The organism is Kitasatospora sp. NPDC101108, from assembly GCF_055584725.1.
This window is the reverse complement of sequence record NZ_JBVJLM010000002.1, coordinates 282,571-298,535: the sequence shown is the minus strand read 5'-3', so window position 1 is coordinate 298,535 and position 15,965 is coordinate 282,571. Positions and strand designations below refer to the sequence as shown.

General features: G+C 74.6%; 17 protein-coding genes and 1 riboswitch. Of the genes, 9 read left to right on the top strand and 8 right to left on the bottom strand.

All coding sequences use genetic code 11. From position 1 onward, the window contains the following. Positions 1-134 precede the first annotated feature (134 nt). Positions 135-443, top strand: coding sequence for a (2Fe-2S)-binding protein (locus tag ACZ6Z8_RS06120; protein WP_465606799.1), 309 nt, complete (start codon positions 135-137; stop codon positions 441-443). 12 nt (positions 444-455) lie between these two features. Here the strand turns inward: ACZ6Z8_RS06120 and bfr are convergent, their stop codons facing one another. Next, the gene (gene bfr, locus ACZ6Z8_RS06115; RefSeq protein ID WP_045692153.1) at positions 456-935 is read right to left on the bottom strand and encodes a bacterioferritin; all 480 of its coding nucleotides are present in this window, start codon (positions 933-935) and stop codon (positions 456-458) included. A 242-nt stretch (positions 936-1,177) separates the two neighbouring features. Between bfr and ACZ6Z8_RS06110 the strand changes: the two genes are divergently transcribed. Further along, positions 1,178-1,807 carry a sulfite oxidase-like oxidoreductase gene (locus ACZ6Z8_RS06110; protein WP_465606797.1) on the top strand — a complete coding sequence of 210 codons (630 nt, stop codon included), beginning with the start codon at positions 1,178-1,180 and terminating at the stop codon, positions 1,805-1,807. Between the two features lie 13 nt (positions 1,808-1,820). Here ACZ6Z8_RS06110 and pknB read toward each other — a convergent pair whose 3' ends face one another. From pknB to thiO, 4 genes are all read right to left on the bottom strand, one after another. Further along, positions 1,821-3,599 (bottom strand): Stk1 family PASTA domain-containing Ser/Thr kinase, encoded by a 1,779-nt coding sequence (pknB, locus tag ACZ6Z8_RS06105; protein ID WP_465607482.1) that lies wholly within the window; start codon positions 3,597-3,599, stop codon positions 1,821-1,823. 79 nt (positions 3,600-3,678) lie between these two features. Then, entirely contained in the window at positions 3,679-4,485 is an 807-nt protein-coding gene (locus tag ACZ6Z8_RS06100) for a thiazole synthase (protein ID WP_465606795.1), read from the bottom strand. Positions 4,486-4,488: 3 nt separating this feature from the next. Then, positions 4,489-4,725 carry a sulfur carrier protein ThiS gene (gene thiS, locus ACZ6Z8_RS06095; RefSeq protein ID WP_465606793.1) on the bottom strand — a complete coding sequence of 79 codons (237 nt, stop codon included), beginning with the start codon at positions 4,723-4,725 and terminating at the stop codon, positions 4,489-4,491. Further along, entirely contained in the window at positions 4,722-5,897 is a 1,176-nt protein-coding gene (thiO, locus tag ACZ6Z8_RS06090) for a glycine oxidase ThiO (protein WP_465606791.1), read from the bottom strand. The genes thiS and thiO overlap by 4 nt, the downstream gene beginning before the upstream one ends. 3 nt (positions 5,898-5,900) lie before the next feature. Beyond that, positions 5,901-6,013, bottom strand: a riboswitch (TPP riboswitch). A 114-nt stretch (positions 6,014-6,127) separates the two neighbouring features. On the opposite strand from thiO, the gene ACZ6Z8_RS06085 reads away from it, so the two are divergent. The 3 genes from ACZ6Z8_RS06085 to thiE are packed head-to-tail and all read left to right on the top strand — an operon-like array spanning position 6,128 to position 8,382. After that, entirely contained in the window at positions 6,128-7,336 is a 1,209-nt protein-coding gene (locus ACZ6Z8_RS06085; RefSeq protein WP_465606789.1) for an NAD(P)/FAD-dependent oxidoreductase, read from the top strand. A gap of 33 nt (positions 7,337-7,369) precedes the next feature. Beyond that, positions 7,370-7,735 carry an Rv2175c family DNA-binding protein gene (locus ACZ6Z8_RS06080; RefSeq protein ID WP_465606787.1) on the top strand — a complete coding sequence of 122 codons (366 nt, stop codon included), beginning with the start codon at positions 7,370-7,372 and terminating at the stop codon, positions 7,733-7,735. Next, on the top strand, positions 7,735-8,382 hold the full coding sequence (gene thiE / locus ACZ6Z8_RS06075) for a thiamine phosphate synthase (protein ID WP_465606785.1): 648 nt from the start codon (positions 7,735-7,737) through the stop codon (positions 8,380-8,382). The genes ACZ6Z8_RS06080 and thiE overlap by 1 nt, the downstream gene beginning before the upstream one ends. Positions 8,383-8,418: 36 nt before the next feature. Here the strand turns inward: thiE and ACZ6Z8_RS06070 are convergent, their stop codons facing one another. Then, a complete protein-coding gene (locus ACZ6Z8_RS06070) occupies positions 8,419-9,525 on the bottom strand; it encodes a polyprenyl synthetase family protein (protein ID WP_465606783.1) in 1,107 nt (368 codons plus the stop codon). A 183-nt stretch (positions 9,526-9,708) separates the two neighbouring features. On the opposite strand from ACZ6Z8_RS06070, the gene metF reads away from it, so the two are divergent. Both metF and ACZ6Z8_RS06060 read left to right on the top strand, forming a co-directional pair. Further along, positions 9,709-10,626, top strand: coding sequence for a methylenetetrahydrofolate reductase [NAD(P)H] (metF, locus tag ACZ6Z8_RS06065; protein WP_465606781.1), 918 nt, complete (start codon positions 9,709-9,711; stop codon positions 10,624-10,626). Positions 10,627-10,810: 184 nt separating this feature from the next. Then, positions 10,811-11,704: a hypothetical protein gene (locus ACZ6Z8_RS06060; protein ID WP_465606780.1), complete on the top strand. Its 894-nt coding sequence runs from the start codon at positions 10,811-10,813 to the stop codon at positions 11,702-11,704. A 22-nt stretch (positions 11,705-11,726) separates the two neighbouring features. Here the strand turns inward: ACZ6Z8_RS06060 and ACZ6Z8_RS06055 are convergent, their stop codons facing one another. Both ACZ6Z8_RS06055 and ACZ6Z8_RS06050 read right to left on the bottom strand, forming a co-directional pair. Further along, a complete protein-coding gene (locus ACZ6Z8_RS06055; protein WP_465606778.1) occupies positions 11,727-13,226 on the bottom strand; it encodes a phytoene desaturase family protein in 1,500 nt (499 codons plus the stop codon). A gap of 11 nt (positions 13,227-13,237) precedes the next feature. Beyond that, complete coding sequence (locus ACZ6Z8_RS06050) at positions 13,238-13,855, bottom strand: DUF4126 domain-containing protein (protein WP_465606777.1); 618 nt, start codon at positions 13,853-13,855, stop codon at positions 13,238-13,240. Positions 13,856-14,431: 576 nt separating this feature from the next. Between ACZ6Z8_RS06050 and ACZ6Z8_RS06045 the strand changes: the two genes are divergently transcribed. Together ACZ6Z8_RS06045 and ACZ6Z8_RS06040 are read left to right on the top strand one after the other, a co-directional pair. Then, the gene (locus ACZ6Z8_RS06045; protein WP_465606775.1) at positions 14,432-15,013 is read left to right on the top strand and encodes an SAV_6107 family HEPN domain-containing protein; all 582 of its coding nucleotides are present in this window, start codon (positions 14,432-14,434) and stop codon (positions 15,011-15,013) included. Positions 15,014-15,058: 45 nt separating this feature from the next. Further along, positions 15,059-15,811 carry a methyltransferase domain-containing protein gene (locus ACZ6Z8_RS06040; RefSeq protein WP_465606774.1) on the top strand — a complete coding sequence of 251 codons (753 nt, stop codon included), beginning with the start codon at positions 15,059-15,061 and terminating at the stop codon, positions 15,809-15,811. The last annotated feature ends 154 nt before the right edge of the window (positions 15,812-15,965 follow it).

The window sequence follows — 15,965 nt, the reverse complement described above, 5'->3', positions numbered from 1 at the left end:
CCTCCGGTTTCGAAGCCGGAGGGGCTTTTTCATGCCCGGATCGCCGGGTAAGGTGAGGCTTAGTGAACTAAGGCAAGCCTTAGTCAAGATCCACTCCGCGCTTCACCTGCGCCGCACCCCCGGGAGAGACCGCGATGTACGTGTGCATGTGCCATGCGGTCACCGAGGACCAGGTGAAGAAGGCGATCGACGGGGGCGCCGGCACCCCGCGCCAGATAGCCAAGGGCTGCAAGGCCGGCACGGACTGCGGGTCCTGCGTCCGCCGGATCCAGGCGCTGCTCGGCGAGCACGGCGCCCGGCCCTGCCCGACCGCCCGGCTGGCCGCCAAGCTCGGTCTCGCCGACCCGGAGGTCCAGGACGTTCCGGCGCCGGCCGCCCCGAAGCCGGGCCCGACGGCTCCGCTGGGCCCGCTCGCGCCGGTGGTCCCGCTGCGGGTGGCCTGAGCCGGAGCCGTCCTAGGACTCCGGCTGCTCGATCAGCTGGGCGATGTAGAGGGCCTCGCCGAGCTTCTCCAGGAGCTCCAGCTGGGTGTCCAGGTAGTCGATGTGGTGCTCCTCGTCGGCCAGGATGTCCTCGAAGATGTTCGCCGAGGTGACGTCGTTCTTGGCCCGCATCACCACGATCCCGCGCTTGAGCCGGTCGATCGCCTCGACCTCGATCTGGCGGTCCGCCTCGAACATCTCCTTGACCGTCTGGCCGATCCGGACGTGGAACAGCCGCTGGTAGTTGGGCAGTCCCTCCAGGAACAGGATCCGGTCGGTGAGGGTCTCGGCGTGCTTCATCTCGTCGAAGGACTCGTGCCGGGTGTACTTGGCGAGCTTCGTCCAGCCGAAGTTCTCCTGCATCTTGGCGTGCAGGAAGTACTGGTTGATCGCGGTGAGCTCGGCCGTGAGCTGCTCGTTGAGGAACTCGATGACCTCCGGGTCGCCCTGCATGGTGCTGCCTCCCTGCGTTACGTCCTGCGGTGAGTCCTGCGGTGAGTCCTGCGCTGGGCATCCTGGCACCGTATCGGCAGGAAATTCCAGTAAGTTCACACTCACTAGGACATGTGGCGGAATAGCCGGTTTGGGCGGAGATCCGGGAGTGTGCGATCGACCGTTGGCCCGTACGGGCGGGGCGTGAACCGGGGCCAAGGGGCGCACGCCGGGGCTCGCCCGCCGTCTGTCACCATGGAGCCATGGGTCAGTCCGAAAGAGAACCGCTTCCGCCGTCTGACCCGAGGCTCCCCCCGGGACAGCGCGTGCAGCGGGGCTGGCCCGCCCTGCACTACGGGCCGGTGCCCCGTTTCAAGCCGCTGACCTGGGACCTCCAGGTGTTCGGCGCCACCGCCTCGGCCGAGAAGCACAGCTGGGACTTCGAGGAATTCAACGCCCTGCCGCGCGCCACCGTCGTCGCGGACCTGCACTGCGTCACCAAGTTCTCCGTGCTCGGCAACGAGTGGACGGGCGTGCCAGCGGGCCTGCTGCTCGACCTGGTGCCCCCGGCGCCCGGCGTCACCCACGTCATGGTCTGGGCCGAGTACGGCTACAGCGCCAACCTGCGGCTGGCCGACTTCGCCGACGCCCGCACCCTGCTCGCCACCCACCGCAACGGCGAGGCGCTGACCGCCGAGCACGGTTTCCCGGTGCGGCTGGTGGTGCCGAAGCTGTACGCCTGGAAGGGCCCCAAGTGGGTGCGGGCGGTCGAGTACATGCGGGCCGACCGGCGCGGTTTCTGGGAGGAACGCGGCTACCACAACCTCGCCGACCCGTGGCGCGAGCAGCGCTACTCCTACCAGGAGGAGCCGGGCGACGGGCCGCTGCGCTGAGCCCCCGAACCCGCTAGAACAGCGAGAAGTTGACCGTCACCACGGTCTTCTGCGGGCGCCGCTCGCCGGCCGCCGGGGACTGGCTGCTCACCTTGCCCATGCCGAGCGTCCAGTCGGTGGAGGCCTTCATGGTGAAGCCCGCCGCCTGCAGCGCCTTCTGGGCGTCGTCCCGGCCCATCCCGGTGACGTCCGGGACCGGCACCATGCCCTTGCTGACCACCAGCGAGACCGCGGCGTTCTCCTGCAGCATCTGCCCGGCGGCCGGCGAGCTGCTGATCACCGAGCCCTCCGGCACGGTGTCGTTGTAGGTCTGGGTCACCGTGCCCCTGGTCAGCTGGGCGGCGGCCAGCGCGGCGGCCGCGGCGTCCGCGCTCTTGCCGGTCAGGTCCGGCACCGCGATCCGCTTGGGGCCCTTGGAGACGGTGACCGTCACCGAGTCGCTCTTGCGGGTGCGCGCGCCGACCCCGGGGTCGGTGGAGATCACCTGCCCGGCCGGGACGGACTCGCTGAACGCCTCGACGAACCTGCCGTGCATGCCCGCGTCGTCCAGGATCCGCTGGGCCTCGCCCCGGTCCTTGCCGAGCACGCCCGGCACCGAGCCGTACAGCCCCCCGGAGATCCCGTAGGTGGCGATGCCGACCGCCAGCACCAGGGCGGTCAGCGCGGCGGTCCAGATCAGCGGCTTGCGGGGGAGGCGGCGCAGCCGGCTCGGCCGCTCCACCCGGACCGGGGTCGGCTCGTCGTACGGGCGGGGCTCGGCGAGCAGCTGGTCCATCACCTCCGCCGGAACGTTCAGCACGCTGGTGCGCTCCGGCGCGGGGGCGTCGGCGGGCCGGGGCAGCGGCTGGATCACCGAGGTCGGCTCGTTGGTCGGGTAGCGCGGGCTGGGCCGGGTGGAGGCCGGCGGTTCGGCGTCCAGCTCGGCCGGAGTGAGGGCGCGGCGCACCCGCTGGAGGGCGGCGAGCAGCTCCACCGCGTCGTACGGGCGGGCGTCGGCGGCCCGGGCGCAGGCGCCGGCCACTATGGCGTCCAGCGCGGGGGCGACGGTGGGGGCGGCCAGCGAGGGCGCGGGGACGTCCTCGTGCAGGTGCTTGTACATGACCTGGACGGGGTTGTCGCCGGTGTGCGGGCGGCGGCCGGTGAGCATCTCGTACAGCAGGATGCCGGACGCGTAGACGTCGACCCGCTGGTCGGTGGGGGCGTCCGGGAGGATCTGCTCGGGGGCCAGGTAGGAGACGGTGCCCATGACGGTGCCGCCGGTGGCGGTGCTGGTCGAGGTGGGCGCGCCGTCGGCGCTGCCGAGCACCCGGACCAGGCCGAAGTCGGCGACCTTGACCAGGCCGCTCTCGGTGATCAGCACGTTCTCCGGCTTGACGTCCCGGTGGACCAGCCCGGCGCGGTGGGCGGCGCCGAGGGCGGCGAGCACGGGCTCCAGGACGTCCAGCGCGGCCCGCGCCGACAGCGCGCCGCGGTCGCGCAGCAGGTCGCGCAGGGTGCGGCCGGGCACGTACTCCATGGCGAGGAAAACGTTTCCGCCGTCCGCGCCCTGGTCGAAGACGTTGACCACGTTGGGGTGGGTGAGCTTGGCGACCGCCTTGGCCTCGCGGATGAAGCGGGCGGTGAAGCCCTCGTCCCCGGCCAGCTGGGGGTGCATCACCTTGAGGGCGACCACCCGGTCCAGCCGGGTGTCGGTGCCCTTGTAGACGGTGGACATCCCGCCGGTCGCGATGCGCTGCTCGACCCGGTACCGGTTGTCGAGCAGGGTACCGATCAGGGGATCGTGCAATGCCATGTCCACCCGGGGGAGTCTAGTGGGGCGGGCGGACGCCGGTCCCGGCGGACACCGCTCCGGGACCGGCTTGTGACATGCCCTACACGGGCCCGAAGGCGGGCCGCTCCCGGGTGTCCAGGTCGGCGCGGCCGGCCATCGCGGAGGAGGCCTCGGCGTGGAAGCGGCGCGGGATGCGGCCGGCCCGGTGGGCGAGCCGGCCCGCCTCGGCGGCGTGCCGCATCGCCTCGGCCATCAGCACCGGATCCTGAGCCCGCGTCACCGCGGAGGCGAGCATCACCGCCGAGCAGCCCAGCTCCATCGCCAGCGCGACGTCGGAGGCGGTGCCGGCGCCCGCGTCCAGGATCACCGGGACTCCCGCACCCTCCACGATCAGCTGGAAGTTGTGCGGGTTGCGGATGCCCAGGCCGGAGCCGATCGGCGAGCCCAGCGGCATGATCGCCGCGCAGCCGACGTCCTCCAGCTTGCGGGCCAGCACCGGGTCGTCGTTGGTGTAGGGGAGCACCGTGAAGCCGTCGTCGACCAACGTCTCGGCGGCGTCCAGCAGTTCGATCGGGTCGGGCAGCAGGGTGCGCTCGTCGGCGATCACCTCCAGCTTCACCCAGTCGGTGCCGAGTGCCTCGCGGGCCAGCCGGGCGGTCAGCACGGCCTCTCCGGCGGTGAAGCAGCCGGCCGTGTTGGGCAGCACGCGGATGCCGTTGCGCGCCAGCACGTCCAGGACGGAGCCCTGGGTGGTGGCGTCGACCCGGCGCATGGCCACGGTGGTCAGCTCGGTGCCGGAGGCGAGCAGGGCGCGCTCCAGGACCTCCAGGCTCGGCGCGCCGCCGGTGCCCATGATCAGCCGGGAGGAGAAGGTCGTCCCGGCGATGGTGAGAAGGTCGTCGGCCATGGTTCAGCCTCCCTGGACGGCGGTGAGGATCTCGATCCGGTCGCCGCTGTTCAGCGGCGTCGCGGGCCACGAACTGCGCGGCACCACGGCCTCGTTGAGGGCGGCGGCGACGCCGGTGTTGGCGGCGCTGACGGTGGCCACCAGCTCGGCGAGGGTGGTGGCGGCGGGCAGCCGGCGGGGCTCGCCGTTGACGGTCAGGGCGATCTCGGTCGGGGTCTCGGTCGGGGTGCTCTCGGTCATGCGGAGGCCTTCGTGGTGGGGGCGTCGGGGGAGAACCTGGTGGGCGTGAACGGCCTTGCCAGCTCGGGGACTTCACCGGTCACCAGGTAGTCGGCGAGCAGGTCGGCGGTCACCGGGGTGAGCAGCACGCCGTTGCGGTAGTGGCCGGTGGCGGCGACCAGTCCGGGCAGCGGGGTCGGGCCCAGCAGCGGGGCGTTGTCCGGCGAGCCGGGGCGCAGCCCGGCCGCCGTCTCCCGCAGCGGGAGTTCGGTTATGCCCGGGACCAACTCATGGGCGTCACGCAGGAGTTCGTACACCCCGCCGGCGGTGACGGTGGTGTCGTAGCCCTGCTCCTCGGTGGTCGCGCCGATGACCAGCTCGCCGTTCTCCCGGGGCACCAGGTAGAGGTGCCGGCCGCGCACCACCGCGCGGACGTTGCGGGAGAGGAACGGCCGGTAGGCGTCGGGGACCTGGAGGCGCAGCACCTGCCCCTTCACCGGGCGGACCGGGGGCAGCGTCCCCTCGGGCAGGCCCGGCAGCCGGTGGCTGTGCGGCCCGGCGGCCAGGACGACCTGCTCGGCGGTCACGGTTTCGTCGGTGCTCAGCCGGGCTCCGACCGCGCGGCCGTTCCCGACCAGCAGCTCGACGGCCTCGGATCGGTGCAGCAGGACGCCGGCCCGCTCGCAGGCGGCGACCAGGGCTCTGAGCAGTCGGCGGGGGTCCACCTGGTGGTCGTCCGCGACGTGCAGGCCGCCGCGCACACCGGGGGCGAGCATCGGCTCCAGCTTGCGGGCCTCCCGGCCGGTGAGCCAGCTGGAGTCCAGACCCAGCCGCTGGTGGAAGGCGTGCAGTTCGCGCAGTTCCTCGCGGTCGTCGGAGTCCAGCGCGACGGCGATGGTGCCGCAGCGGCGGTAGCCGGTGTCCAGGCCGCCGGCGGCCTCGGTGAGCTCGGCGGCGAAGGTCCCGTACCGCTGGTTGGAGGCCATCCCGAGGTGCAGCAGCGGCTCCTCGCCGTACTGCAGCTCGGTGACCGGGGCGAGCATCCCGGCCGCGACCCCTGCCGCGCCCCCGCCGTGGCCGGGGTCGACCACGGTCACGTTCCGCAGCCCGCGCTGTGCGGCGCGCCAGGCGACCGCGAGGCCGATGACGCCCCCGCCGATCACCAGCACGTCCGCGCGGCTGTCCGTTGGCAAGCGTGACAAAGCTGCTCTTCTCCCTTCGCCGGTATGACCCGGATCAGGTTCGGACGGTCGCGGGCCGTGCCAGCCCGCCTCTCAGCCCGGTTCGCCGGGCTCCCGTGTGGTGCCCCCACCTTAACGCCGGGGGTCGGCCCGGCCGAAGGGCCGTACGGGGAGCGGACGAGGAGCGGACGAGGGCCGGACGGCCGCCGGGGCCCGCCCGGCCGGTGGGTACAGTGACGGGCGTGGCAGAGCTGAGCGGAACGGACCAGGTGGTCGTCGTCGTCGGAGCCGGGCTGGCCGGGGCGCAGTGCGCCCTGAAGCTGCGGCAGGGCGGCCTGCGGGGGCGGATCGTCCTGGTCGGCGAGGAACCGCACGCCCCGTACGACCGGCCGCCGCTCTCCAAGGACGTGCTGCTCGGCAAGGCCGACGCCACCACCCTGGACATCGACTACGAGGGGCTCGGCATCGAGCTGCTCACCGGCCGCCGCGCGACCGGCCTCACCCCCGGCGTGCTGCACACCGACGGCGGCGACCTCCGGTACGACTCCCTGGTGATCGCCACCGGCGCTAGCCCGCGCGTCCTGCCCGGGGCCGAGCGCGCCCACCTGCTGCACACCCTGGACGACGCCCTGGCGCTGCGCGCGCTGCTGCGCCCCGGCCTGCGGCTGGTGCTGGTCGGCGCGGGCTGGATCGGCGCCGAGGTGGCCACCGCCGCGCGGCAGGCCGGCTGCGAGGTCACCGTGGTCGAGGCCGGCCCGGCGCCGGTGCCGGGCGCGCTGCCGACCGAGATCGGCGCGGCGATGGCCGACTGGTACGCCGAGGCCGGGGTCGAGCTGCGCTGCGGCGTCGGCGTGGCCGCCGTCGAGCCCGGGGCGGTGCTGCTCGCGGACGGCTCCCACCTGCCCGCCGACGAGGTGGTGGTCGGCGTCGGCGCCCGCCCCGCGACCGGCTGGCTGGCCGGCTCGGGCGTCGAGCTGGACGCCTCCGGCGCGGTGGTGGTGGACGGGCGGCTGCGCACCGCCCTGCCCGGGGTGTTCGCGGCCGGGGACTGCGTCAGCTACCCGTCGGCCCGCTCCGGCGCCCGGCTGGCCGTCCAGCACTGGGACCACGCGCTGCAGTCGGGCGGGGCCGCGGCCCTCGCCGTGCTCGGGGCGGACGCGCCGTACGACCCGGTGCCGTACTTCTGGTCCGAGCAGTTCGGGCGGATGGTCCAGTACGCGGGCCGGCACGCAGAGGGCGACGAACTGCTGTGGCGCGGCAGCCCGCTGGACGCCGCCTGGTCGGTGCTGTGGCTGCGCGACGGGGTGCCCAGCGCGCTGCTCGCGGTGGACCGGCCGCGCGACCTCACCCAGGGCCGGAAGCTGATCGAGCGCGGGGCGGCGCTGGACCCGGCCCTGGCGGCGGACCCGTCGGTCGCGCTCAAGGCCGCGCTCAAGGGGGCCACCGCTTAGCGCCGGGCGGCGCCGAGGTGGCAGTCTGGTGGCGTGAGCGAGATCGAAAGCAAGATTGAAGCCCTGGTCCCCGAGTGGATGTACCTCCCCGACATCTCCGAGCAGTGGGGGGTGCTGGTCACCGAGGTCCGGAACATGGTGAAGAAGGGTGAGCTGATCGCCGTCCGGCGGGGGCCGAACAAGTCGCTGCAGGTCCCTGCGGCGTTCATCGACGGCCCGGGGCTGGTCAAGCACCTGCCCGGCACCCTGACCGTGCTGCGCGACTGCGGGTACAACGACATGGAGATCCTGGAGTGGCTCTTCACCGAGGACCCGTCGCTGCCCGGCAGCCCGATCCAGGCCCTGCGGGAGAACCGTGGCACCGAGGTCAAGCGCCGCGCCCAGGCGATGCTGATCTGATGGCGACGGACACGCGCGCCCGCCTGGCCGACGCCCGGCTCTACCTGTGCACCGACGCCCGGCGCGAGCAGGGCGACCTGGCCGAGTTCCTGGACGCGGCGCTGGCCGGCGGAGTGGACATCGTCCAGCTCCGCGACAAGGGCCTGGAGGCCAAGCAGGAGCTGGCGGCGCTGGAGGTCTTCGCCGACGCCTGCCGCCGTCACGGCAAGCTACTGTCCGTCAACGACCGCGCCGACGTCGCCCACGCGGCCCGGCCGGACGTGCTGCACCTCGGCCAGGACGACCTGCCGGTGCCGGCCGCCCGGGCGATCCTCGGCGAGGACGTGCTGATCGGACGCTCCTGCCACGCCGAGTCCGAGGTGGACGCGGCGCTCGCCGAGCCGGGCGTGGACTACTTCTGCGCCGGCCCGGTCTGGCCGACCCCGACCAAGCCGGGCCGCCCGGCGCCGGGCCTCGGCCTGGTCTCGTACGCGGCGAAGCAGGCCACCGACCGGCCGTGGTTCGCGATCGGCGGGATCGACCTCGGCAACGTGGACGAGGTGCTGGCCGCCGGCGCCCGCCGGATCGTCGTGGTCCGGGCCATCACGGCGGCGGAGGACCCGCGGGCCGCCGCCGCCGAGCTCGCCCGCCGGGTGCGCGCGGCCTGACGTCCGTCCCCGGACCGCCCTCCGGGGCCGTCGCCGTCAGTACTTGCGGACGGTGGCGGCCTCGGCCAGCGCCAGCAGCACCGTACGGGCCCGCTCGTCGGCGAGCGGCGCCGCCGCCAGCGCGGCCAGCGACTGGCCCATCAGCTCCTCGATCCGCCGCTCCACCAGCTCGGGCGCACCGCTGCGGGCGACCAGCTCGCGCAGCTCGGCGACCTCCTCGGCGGCCAGGTCCGGCGCGCCGAGCCGGGCGTCCAGATGCCGGGCCTCGGCCTGCGGCAGGCCGCGCATCGCGTGGGCGACCAGCAGGGTGCGCTTGCCCTCGCGCAGGTCGTCCCCGGCGGGCTTGCCGGTGACGGCCGGGTCCCCGAAGACGCCGAGCAGGTCGTCCCGCAGCTGGAAGGCCTCGCCCAGCGGCAGCCCGAACGCCCCGAGCGCCTCGACCAGCTCCGGTCCGGCCCCGGCGAGCAGGGCTCCGACCTGCAGCGGCCGCTCGATGGTGTACTTCGCCGACTTGTAGTGCAGGACGGTCCGGGCCCGCTCCAGGGCGCCCTCGTCGGCCGAGTCGCCGGCCACCGGCTCCAGCACGTCCAGGTACTGGCCGAGCATGACCTCGGTGCGCATCAGGTCGAACACCGGCTTGGCGGCCAGCACGGCGGCCGGGTCCAGGCCCGAGCCCAGGAACAGCTCGTCGCACCAGATCAGCAGCAGGTCGCCGAGCAGCACCGCGGCCGAGGCGCCGTACTGCTCGCGGTCGCCGCGCCAGCCGTTGTCCCGGTGGAGCGCCTCGAAGCGGCGGTGGACCGAGGGCAGGCCGCGGCGGGTGTCGCTGCGGTCCATCAGGTCGTCGTGCACCAGCGCGCTGGCCTGCAGCAGCTCCAGCGCGCCGGCCGCGGTGGCGATCCCCCCGTCCCCGGCCGGGCCGCCGGCGGCGCGCCAGCCCCAGTAGCAGAAGGCCGGGCGCAGCCGCTTGCCGCCGTCCAGCAGGAAGTCGCGCAGGGCGTCGGCGGCGGGCACCAGCTGCGGCGAGATCTTGCCGAGCAGCGCGGACCGGTCCTCCATGAACGCGGCGAGGGCGGCGTTGACGCGCGTGCGGACGTCCTCCACGTCAATGGGGTTGGCCGGCCGGTTGCTGGACGAGGTCACGATGAGGCTCCGCTGTTCGCTGGGGGTGCAGCAAGCGTAGCGGGGCGGCCGGGAACGGGCGTGCGAGCGGGCCGGTGGGGGCCCGAGGGGCCGGCGGGACGGAAGCGGAAGGCGGTCCATTACTTGTCCCGAATCGTGGAATCGGGTTGTCCGGCCCCTTCGGGGGCCGGATAACCTGCCAGCATGGCACTCGGCATCGCTTCCACGAGATCGGACCGCGCACTCACGGTCCGCGAGCTCCTGGCGGCCGGAAAGCGCTCCTTCTCCTTCGAGTTCATGCCGCCCCGAACCGAGGTCGGCGAGCAGAAGCTCTGGGACGCCATCCGTCGACTCGAACCGCTGGACCCGAACTTCGTCTGCATGACGTACGGCGCCGGCGGCTCCTCGCGCGAGCGCACCGTCAACATGGTCGGCCGGATCGCCACCGAGACCACGCTCACCCCGGTCGCCCACCTGACCGCGGTGGACCACTCGGTCGCCGAACTGCGCAACATCATCGGCCAGTACGCCGACCAGGGCGTGCGGAACGTCCTCGCGGTCCGGGGCGACCCGCCCGGCGACCCGATGGGCGAATGGGTCCGCCACCCGGACGGCGTCACCTACGCGTACGAGCTGGTGGAGCTGATCAAGGGCATCGGCGACTTCTGCGTCGGCGTCGCGGCCTCGCCGAACATGCACCCGCGCTCGACCGACTGGGACGAGGACATCCGGCACTTCATCGCCAAGGTCCGCTCCGGCGCCGACTACGCGATCACCCAGATGTTCTTCGAGGTGGACGACTACCTGCGGTTCCGCGACCGGGTCACCGCGGCGGGCTGCGAGACGCCGATCATCCCGGAGATCATGCCGGTCACCAACGCCAAGCAGCTGGAGCGCTTCCCGCAGCTCAGCGGCTCGGCCTTCCCGGCCGACCTGGAGGCCCGGCTGCGGGCCGTCGTCGACGACCCGGCGGCGCTGCGGGCGATCGGCATGGAGCACGCCACCGCGATGGCCGAACGGCTGCTCGCCGAGGGCGCGCCCGGCCTGCACTTCATCACGCTCAACCACTCGACGGCGACGCTGGAGATCTACCAGAACCTGGGGCTGCACCAGCGCCCGTAGGTGGTGTCGTCCCCGACCTGGCACGGCGTTCACGAGCCCGTCACCGTTCCGCGGTGGCGGGCTCGGTCGTGTGCCCCCCGTGCCGCGGACGGCGGGAACGCAATGCGGTGCCCCGGCCGTTGAACCGGTACAGTCGCCGCACACGCGCGGCGCGCGCGGGCACGCGACTGGAGGTAGCGCGCGGATGGGCATCGGATACCTGCTGCTGTACGTCGCGTTGGCGGTGGTGGCGCTCTGGCTGGTGGCCGAGGTGCTGCTGCAGAACCGGGCGCCGCTGCACTGGCGGGTGCTCGCCCTGGCCGGCTTCCTCGGCGTGGCCGTCGGGATGGGCCTCGGCTCGGTCGTGGTGATCGGCGCCGGAGCGGGCCTGTTCGCGGTCGGCCAGGCCTTCGTGACGCTGTCGGTCAAGAAGGGCCACCGGAACGGCTGGTCCCTGCGGAAGGCCGACGGCAGCCTGCCCGGCCCGCTCGCCAAGGTGCCCCTGCTCGGCGCCCTGACCGGCGGCGCGGCGGTCGCGGCCGTCGCGGCGGCGCAGGAGAAGCGGGTCGGCGAGGTCAGCGCGGTCGAGGAGACCCCGGCCCCGGGCGCGGCGCCCGTCGAGCAGCCGGAGCCGGAGCCGTTCGCCGAGGAGGTCCCGGCGGTCGAGCAGACCGCCGCCTTCGAGATGCAGGAGCTGGCCCAGGACGGCATCTACGCGCCGGCCTACTACGAGCAGCAGCAGGCCCAGCAGCCGCAGGACCCGTACGCCCCGGACTACCGGTCCGGGTACGACCAGCAGCAGTGGCAGACCCAGCAGCAGCCCGCCTACGCCTACGACCAGCAGGACCCCTACGGCGGCTACGCCCAGCAGCAGGACCCGTACGGCGGCTACCAGCAGCAGCCCCAGGACCCGTACCAGGGCTACCCGCAGCAGGCCTGGGACCCGAACGCCCAGCAGCAGCACCAGCAGCAGCACGACCAGCACGGCCAGCAGTGGCAGCCCCAGCCCGACCAGCAGGGCCACGGCATCCCGCAGCAGCCGGTCTACGACCAGAGCGGCTACGGCTACCAGCAGCAGAACACCTGGCACCAGGGCTGAGACCCGGGCGCCGTCCGGGCGCTCAGGCCGGGCCGATGAGGTTGGCCGTGATGCAGGCCGACATGCCGACCCGGGCGAGCCCGCCACCGGGGTGGGCGGCGCCGCCGATCAGGTAGTAGCCCGGGTACTCCTCGGTGGCGGCCTGGAGGTAGGCGCCGCGGGCGCCCGGCAGGGCCGGGCGGGGGACGGCGCCGTGCAGGGAGCCGTGCTCGCGCCGGGTGTCGGCCGGGGTGCGGACCACCCGCCACAGAACGCGCTCACCGAGGCCCAGACCGGCCGCGTCCGCGTGGGCGAGCATCCGGTCGGCGAAGCGGTCGGCGGCGCCGGGGGCCTCCCAGTCGTGCGCCCTGGTGGAGGGGACCGTCGCGGTCAGGACGGCGGTGTGGTGGCCCGCCGGGTACAGCGAGGGGTCGTCCGGCCGGAGCACCTGGACGGTCGGGCGTTCGGCGAGCGGGGCGCCGCGGTCGAAGATCCCGGCCCGTTCGGCCGCCGGGTCGGCGGCGTGGACGACGGTGCGGTGCACGGTGCCCGCCGGGCGCTCCCCGCGCAGGGCCAGCAGCACCACGACCCGGCCGGGGACCTCGTCGGCGTGGCGAGCCGAGGCCGGCCGGTCGTCCGGGGCCCCGGCGGTGCCGGTCAGCTCGTGGAACCGCGCGTTGGCGTCCAGCGCGGAGATCACGACGTCCGCCTCGACCGGGCCGGCGCTGGTGTCGATCCCGCGGGCGCGGCCGTCCGCGGTGAGCACCTCCTCGCACCGGGTGTCGAAGCGGAACTCGACCTTGCGCTGCTCGCAGCGGCGGTACACCGCGTCCGCCAGCGCGCGCAGGCCGCCCTTGACGTACCAGACGCCGAAGGACTGCTCCATGTACGGGAGCACGGTGGCCGACGCCGGGGTGCTGCGCGGGTCGAAGCCGAAGCGCAGCGCGTGCTCGGCCAGCAGGGCGGTCAGGCCCGGGTGGCCGCCGAGCTCCCGGGCGGCGACGTCGGAGAGCGTCCAGCGGCCGGTGGGCCGCAGCCGGGCCAGGCCCCGCCGGGGCGGGACGGGGTACGGGTCGGTGTGCAGCGGCGTGGGGTCGGCCGGGAGCGGCTCCTCCAGCAGCGGGCGGCGGGTGGCCTCCCAGACCGTCCGGCCGCGGTTGATCATCGCGTTCCAGCGCTCGCCCGAGCCGGACCCGAAGGCGGCGTCCAGGGCCTGGCCCACGCCGCCGCGGGAGGCGTTGGGCAGGGCGAGGTCGCCGCCGTCCGGGAACAGGTGCCGGCTCTCCGGGTCGACCGGCGCCAGGTCGACCAGGTCCTCCAGCGGCTCCCGGCCGGTCTTCAGCGCGAGGTCGCGGTAGACCGCCGGCAGGGTGAGCAGGCCGGGCCCGGTGTCGAAGGCGAAGCCGTCGCGCTCGTACCGGCCGACCATGCCGCCGTACGTGCCGCCCGCCTCGCAGACCGTCACCCGGTGGCCGAGGGTGGCCAGCCGGGAGGCCGCCGCGAGCCCGCTCATTCCTGCGCCGATGATGACGATCCGTGCCATGGCACCCGATCCTAGGCCCGACCTGCGAAAGCCCCCTCGGCGGCCGCCCTGGCCGCCCTGCGCTCGCGGCGGCGGGCCCGGAACGCCCGGATCCGGCTGATCACCAGCCGGACCAGCAGCAGACCGATCGCCAGCAGCACCGCGGCGATCGAGGCGGCCGCCCACGGGTGGAAGATCGCCAGGGTGACCAGGCCGGCCACCGAGAGGTCCTCCAGCAGGCTGACCACGATGTTGCTGGCCGGTTCGGGCGAGGTGTTGACGGCCATCCGCAGCGAGGCCTTGACCAGGTGGGTGACCAGCGCGGTGGTGCCGCCCATCGCCCCCGCCGCGACCTCGCTGAGCGAGCCCGGGTCGTTGCCCGCGATCAGCACGCCGACCACGGCGCCGGCGATCGGCCGGATCACGGTGTGCACGGCGTCCCAGACGGTGTCCACGTACGGGATCTTGTCGGCGATCGCCTCCAGCAGGAACAGCACGGCCGCCGCGATCAGCACGTCGGTGCGCTCCAGCGCGTGCGGCACCGACTCCGCCCCGGCGAACCGGCCCAGCAGGCCGAGCAGCAGCACCACCGCGTACGCGTTGATGCCGCTGGCCAGTCCGCTGGTGAAGATCAGCGGCAGGACCGTCATCGCGTCCCCCTCCTCGCTCTCCCGGGTCCTCCGACCCGGCCGGGACCGCCCGGCCCCGCCGTACCGTACCGGGACCCGGGACGTCGCGGGCCACCGCCGCGGTTCCGCGCCCGGCGGGACCGGGACCGACTGAGTACGGGTACTCAGATCCGCGGTTGAGTACGTCAGCGGATGGCCTCCGACCTGCTGGGACGGGAGAGTGGTGGCACCCGGGAGGACGGCGCGTCGGGCGCCGCCCTCCCGGGTGGCGGATCCGTCCGTCCCCCGGCCGGGAGGGCCTGGGGCGGCGGCCGGGACCCGCGAACGGGCGCCGGTCTCGGGCCCCGCACCGCCGGCACGGGGCGGCGGAGCGGGCCGGGGGGAGGCCGGCCACCGAACGGGGGAGAACGGGGGGAGTTCGCCACCGCCGCCCGGTGGGGGGTGGGCGGGGCGACGGCAGACGGCGGCGGCGCGGACCGGGGGGACCGCGACCGCCGCCGGCACGCCCGTGCCCGGGGCCGGATTGTCAGTGGTGCGGTTCACGATGGGGGAGCACGGACCACCCGGTCCGCGCGCTGCCTCGGAACGGGGGAGACCATGACCATCAGCCATCCTGAGCCCGTCACCGCCCGCCTCCACTCCTCCGCCCTTCCGCACGTCCCCGGGGCCGCCGCTGGCCGCCCCGCCGGGCGGGACGTCCACCCGGTGCTGCGCCGGACGGCCGCGCCGCCCGCCGCCCTCGACCTGCTCGCCGACGCCCACCGCACGCTGGCCCGCGCCCGCGCGCTGGAGGACCCGCTGGAGCGCTACGCCACCGCCCACCTGGCCGCCCTGCGCACGGTGGCGGCCGTGCTGGCCGTCCGCGGACGGCCGGAGAAGAACCCGCGGCGGCGCAAGGCCATCCGCAGCGCCTGGGAGGTGCTGCCCGAGGTGGCCCCCGAACTGGCCGAATGGGCGCTCTACTACGGCGCCGGCGCCCGCCGCCGGGCCGCCGCCGAGGCCGGGATCCGGGGCGCCGCCTCGGCCCGCGACGCGGACGACCTGATCCGCAACTCGGCCCTGTTCCTGCGCCTGGTCGAGCGCCTGCTCGGCCTGCACCCGGCCCCGCCCGCCCCCCGCCTGCCGCTCGACGGCGGGGAGCCGGGCGGCGCGGGCGAAGCCGCCACCGGTCAGGCATAAGGTGGAGGCAACCTGATCGATCTGCACGTGCCGAGGAGCCCCGCCTTGTACCCGACGCGTCCCCGCAGCGCCCTGCGTACCGCCGTGGTCTGGGAGGTGGTGCGGACAGCCCTGGAGAAGCGGGCCGCCGAGCTGGACCAGCCGGTGCTGGACGTGGTCGACACCGGCGGCGGCACCGGCAACTTCGCCGTGCCGGTGGCCAAGCTCGGCCACCGGGTCACCGTGGTCGACCCGAGCCCGGACGCGCTGTTCGCGCTGGAGCGCCGGGCCGCCGAGGCCGGGGTGACGGACCTGGTCCGGGCCGTCCAGGGCGACACCCAGACGCTGCCCGAGCTGGTCGCCCCCGGCACCGTGGACGCGGTGCTCTGCCACGGCGTGCTGGAGGTCGTGGACGACCCGGCCGAGTCGCTGGGCAGCCTGGCCGCCACCCTGCGCAAGGGCGGCCTGGTCAGCCTGCTGGCCGCCAACCGCAACGGCGCGGTGCTGGCCCGGGCGCTGGCCGGCCACTTCAACGAGGCCCGCGCGGTGCTCTCCGCCGTCGACGGCCGCTGGGGCGAGCAGGACCCGATGCCGCGCCGCTTCACCGGTGAGGAACTGGGCCGGCTGGCCGAGGGCGCGGGCCTGCGGGTGGAGTCGGTGCACGGCGTCCGGGTCTTCGCCGACCTGGTGCCCGGGGTCCTGGTGGACACCGAGCCGGGCGCGATGGAGGCGCTGCTGAAGCTGGAGGAGGCCGCCGCCGCGCAGCCCGCCTTCCACGCCGTGGCCACCCAGCTGCACCTGCTGGCCACCCTGGTCTGAGGCCGCCGGATCCCCCGCCCGCCGCCGAACGGTTCGCACGCCGTACGGCGGCGGCTCGCTTCCCGGACGGCCGGCGGTCCCCCGCTCCTCGCGCGGGTGCGCTCGCCGAGCTCCCCAGGTCCGGGCCGATTCCGTCGGCTCGGGCACTTGTCCG

What these genes read in the sequence shown, in the direction of transcription:
- ACZ6Z8_RS06110 (WP_465606797.1), top strand. Translation starts at nt 1,178, where the DNA reads ATGGGTCAGTCCGAAAGAGAACCGCTTCCGCCGTCTGACCCGAGGCTC.
- ACZ6Z8_RS06045 (WP_465606775.1), top strand. Translation starts at nt 14,432, where the DNA reads ATGACCATCAGCCATCCTGAGCCCGTCACCGCCCGCCTCCACTCCTCC.
- bfr (WP_045692153.1), bottom strand. Translation starts at nt 935, where the DNA reads ATGCAGGGCGACCCGGAGGTCATCGAGTTCCTCAACGAGCAGCTCACG.
- metF (WP_465606781.1), top strand. Translation starts at nt 9,709, where the DNA reads ATGGCACTCGGCATCGCTTCCACGAGATCGGACCGCGCACTCACGGTC.
- ACZ6Z8_RS06060 (WP_465606780.1), top strand. Translation starts at nt 10,811, where the DNA reads ATGGGCATCGGATACCTGCTGCTGTACGTCGCGTTGGCGGTGGTGGCG.
- ACZ6Z8_RS06120 (WP_465606799.1), top strand. Translation starts at nt 135, where the DNA reads ATGTACGTGTGCATGTGCCATGCGGTCACCGAGGACCAGGTGAAGAAG.
- ACZ6Z8_RS06100 (WP_465606795.1), bottom strand. Translation starts at nt 4,485, where the DNA reads ATGGCCGACGACCTTCTCACCATCGCCGGGACGACCTTCTCCTCCCGG.
- thiE (WP_465606785.1), top strand. Translation starts at nt 7,735, where the DNA reads ATGGCGACGGACACGCGCGCCCGCCTGGCCGACGCCCGGCTCTACCTG.
- ACZ6Z8_RS06050 (WP_465606777.1), bottom strand. Translation starts at nt 13,855, where the DNA reads ATGACGGTCCTGCCGCTGATCTTCACCAGCGGACTGGCCAGCGGCATC.
- thiS (WP_465606793.1), bottom strand. Translation starts at nt 4,725, where the DNA reads ATGACCGAGAGCACCCCGACCGAGACCCCGACCGAGATCGCCCTGACC.
- pknB (WP_465607482.1), bottom strand. Translation starts at nt 3,599, where the DNA reads ATGGCATTGCACGATCCCCTGATCGGTACCCTGCTCGACAACCGGTAC.
- ACZ6Z8_RS06055 (WP_465606778.1), bottom strand. Translation starts at nt 13,226, where the DNA reads ATGGCACGGATCGTCATCATCGGCGCAGGAATGAGCGGGCTCGCGGCG.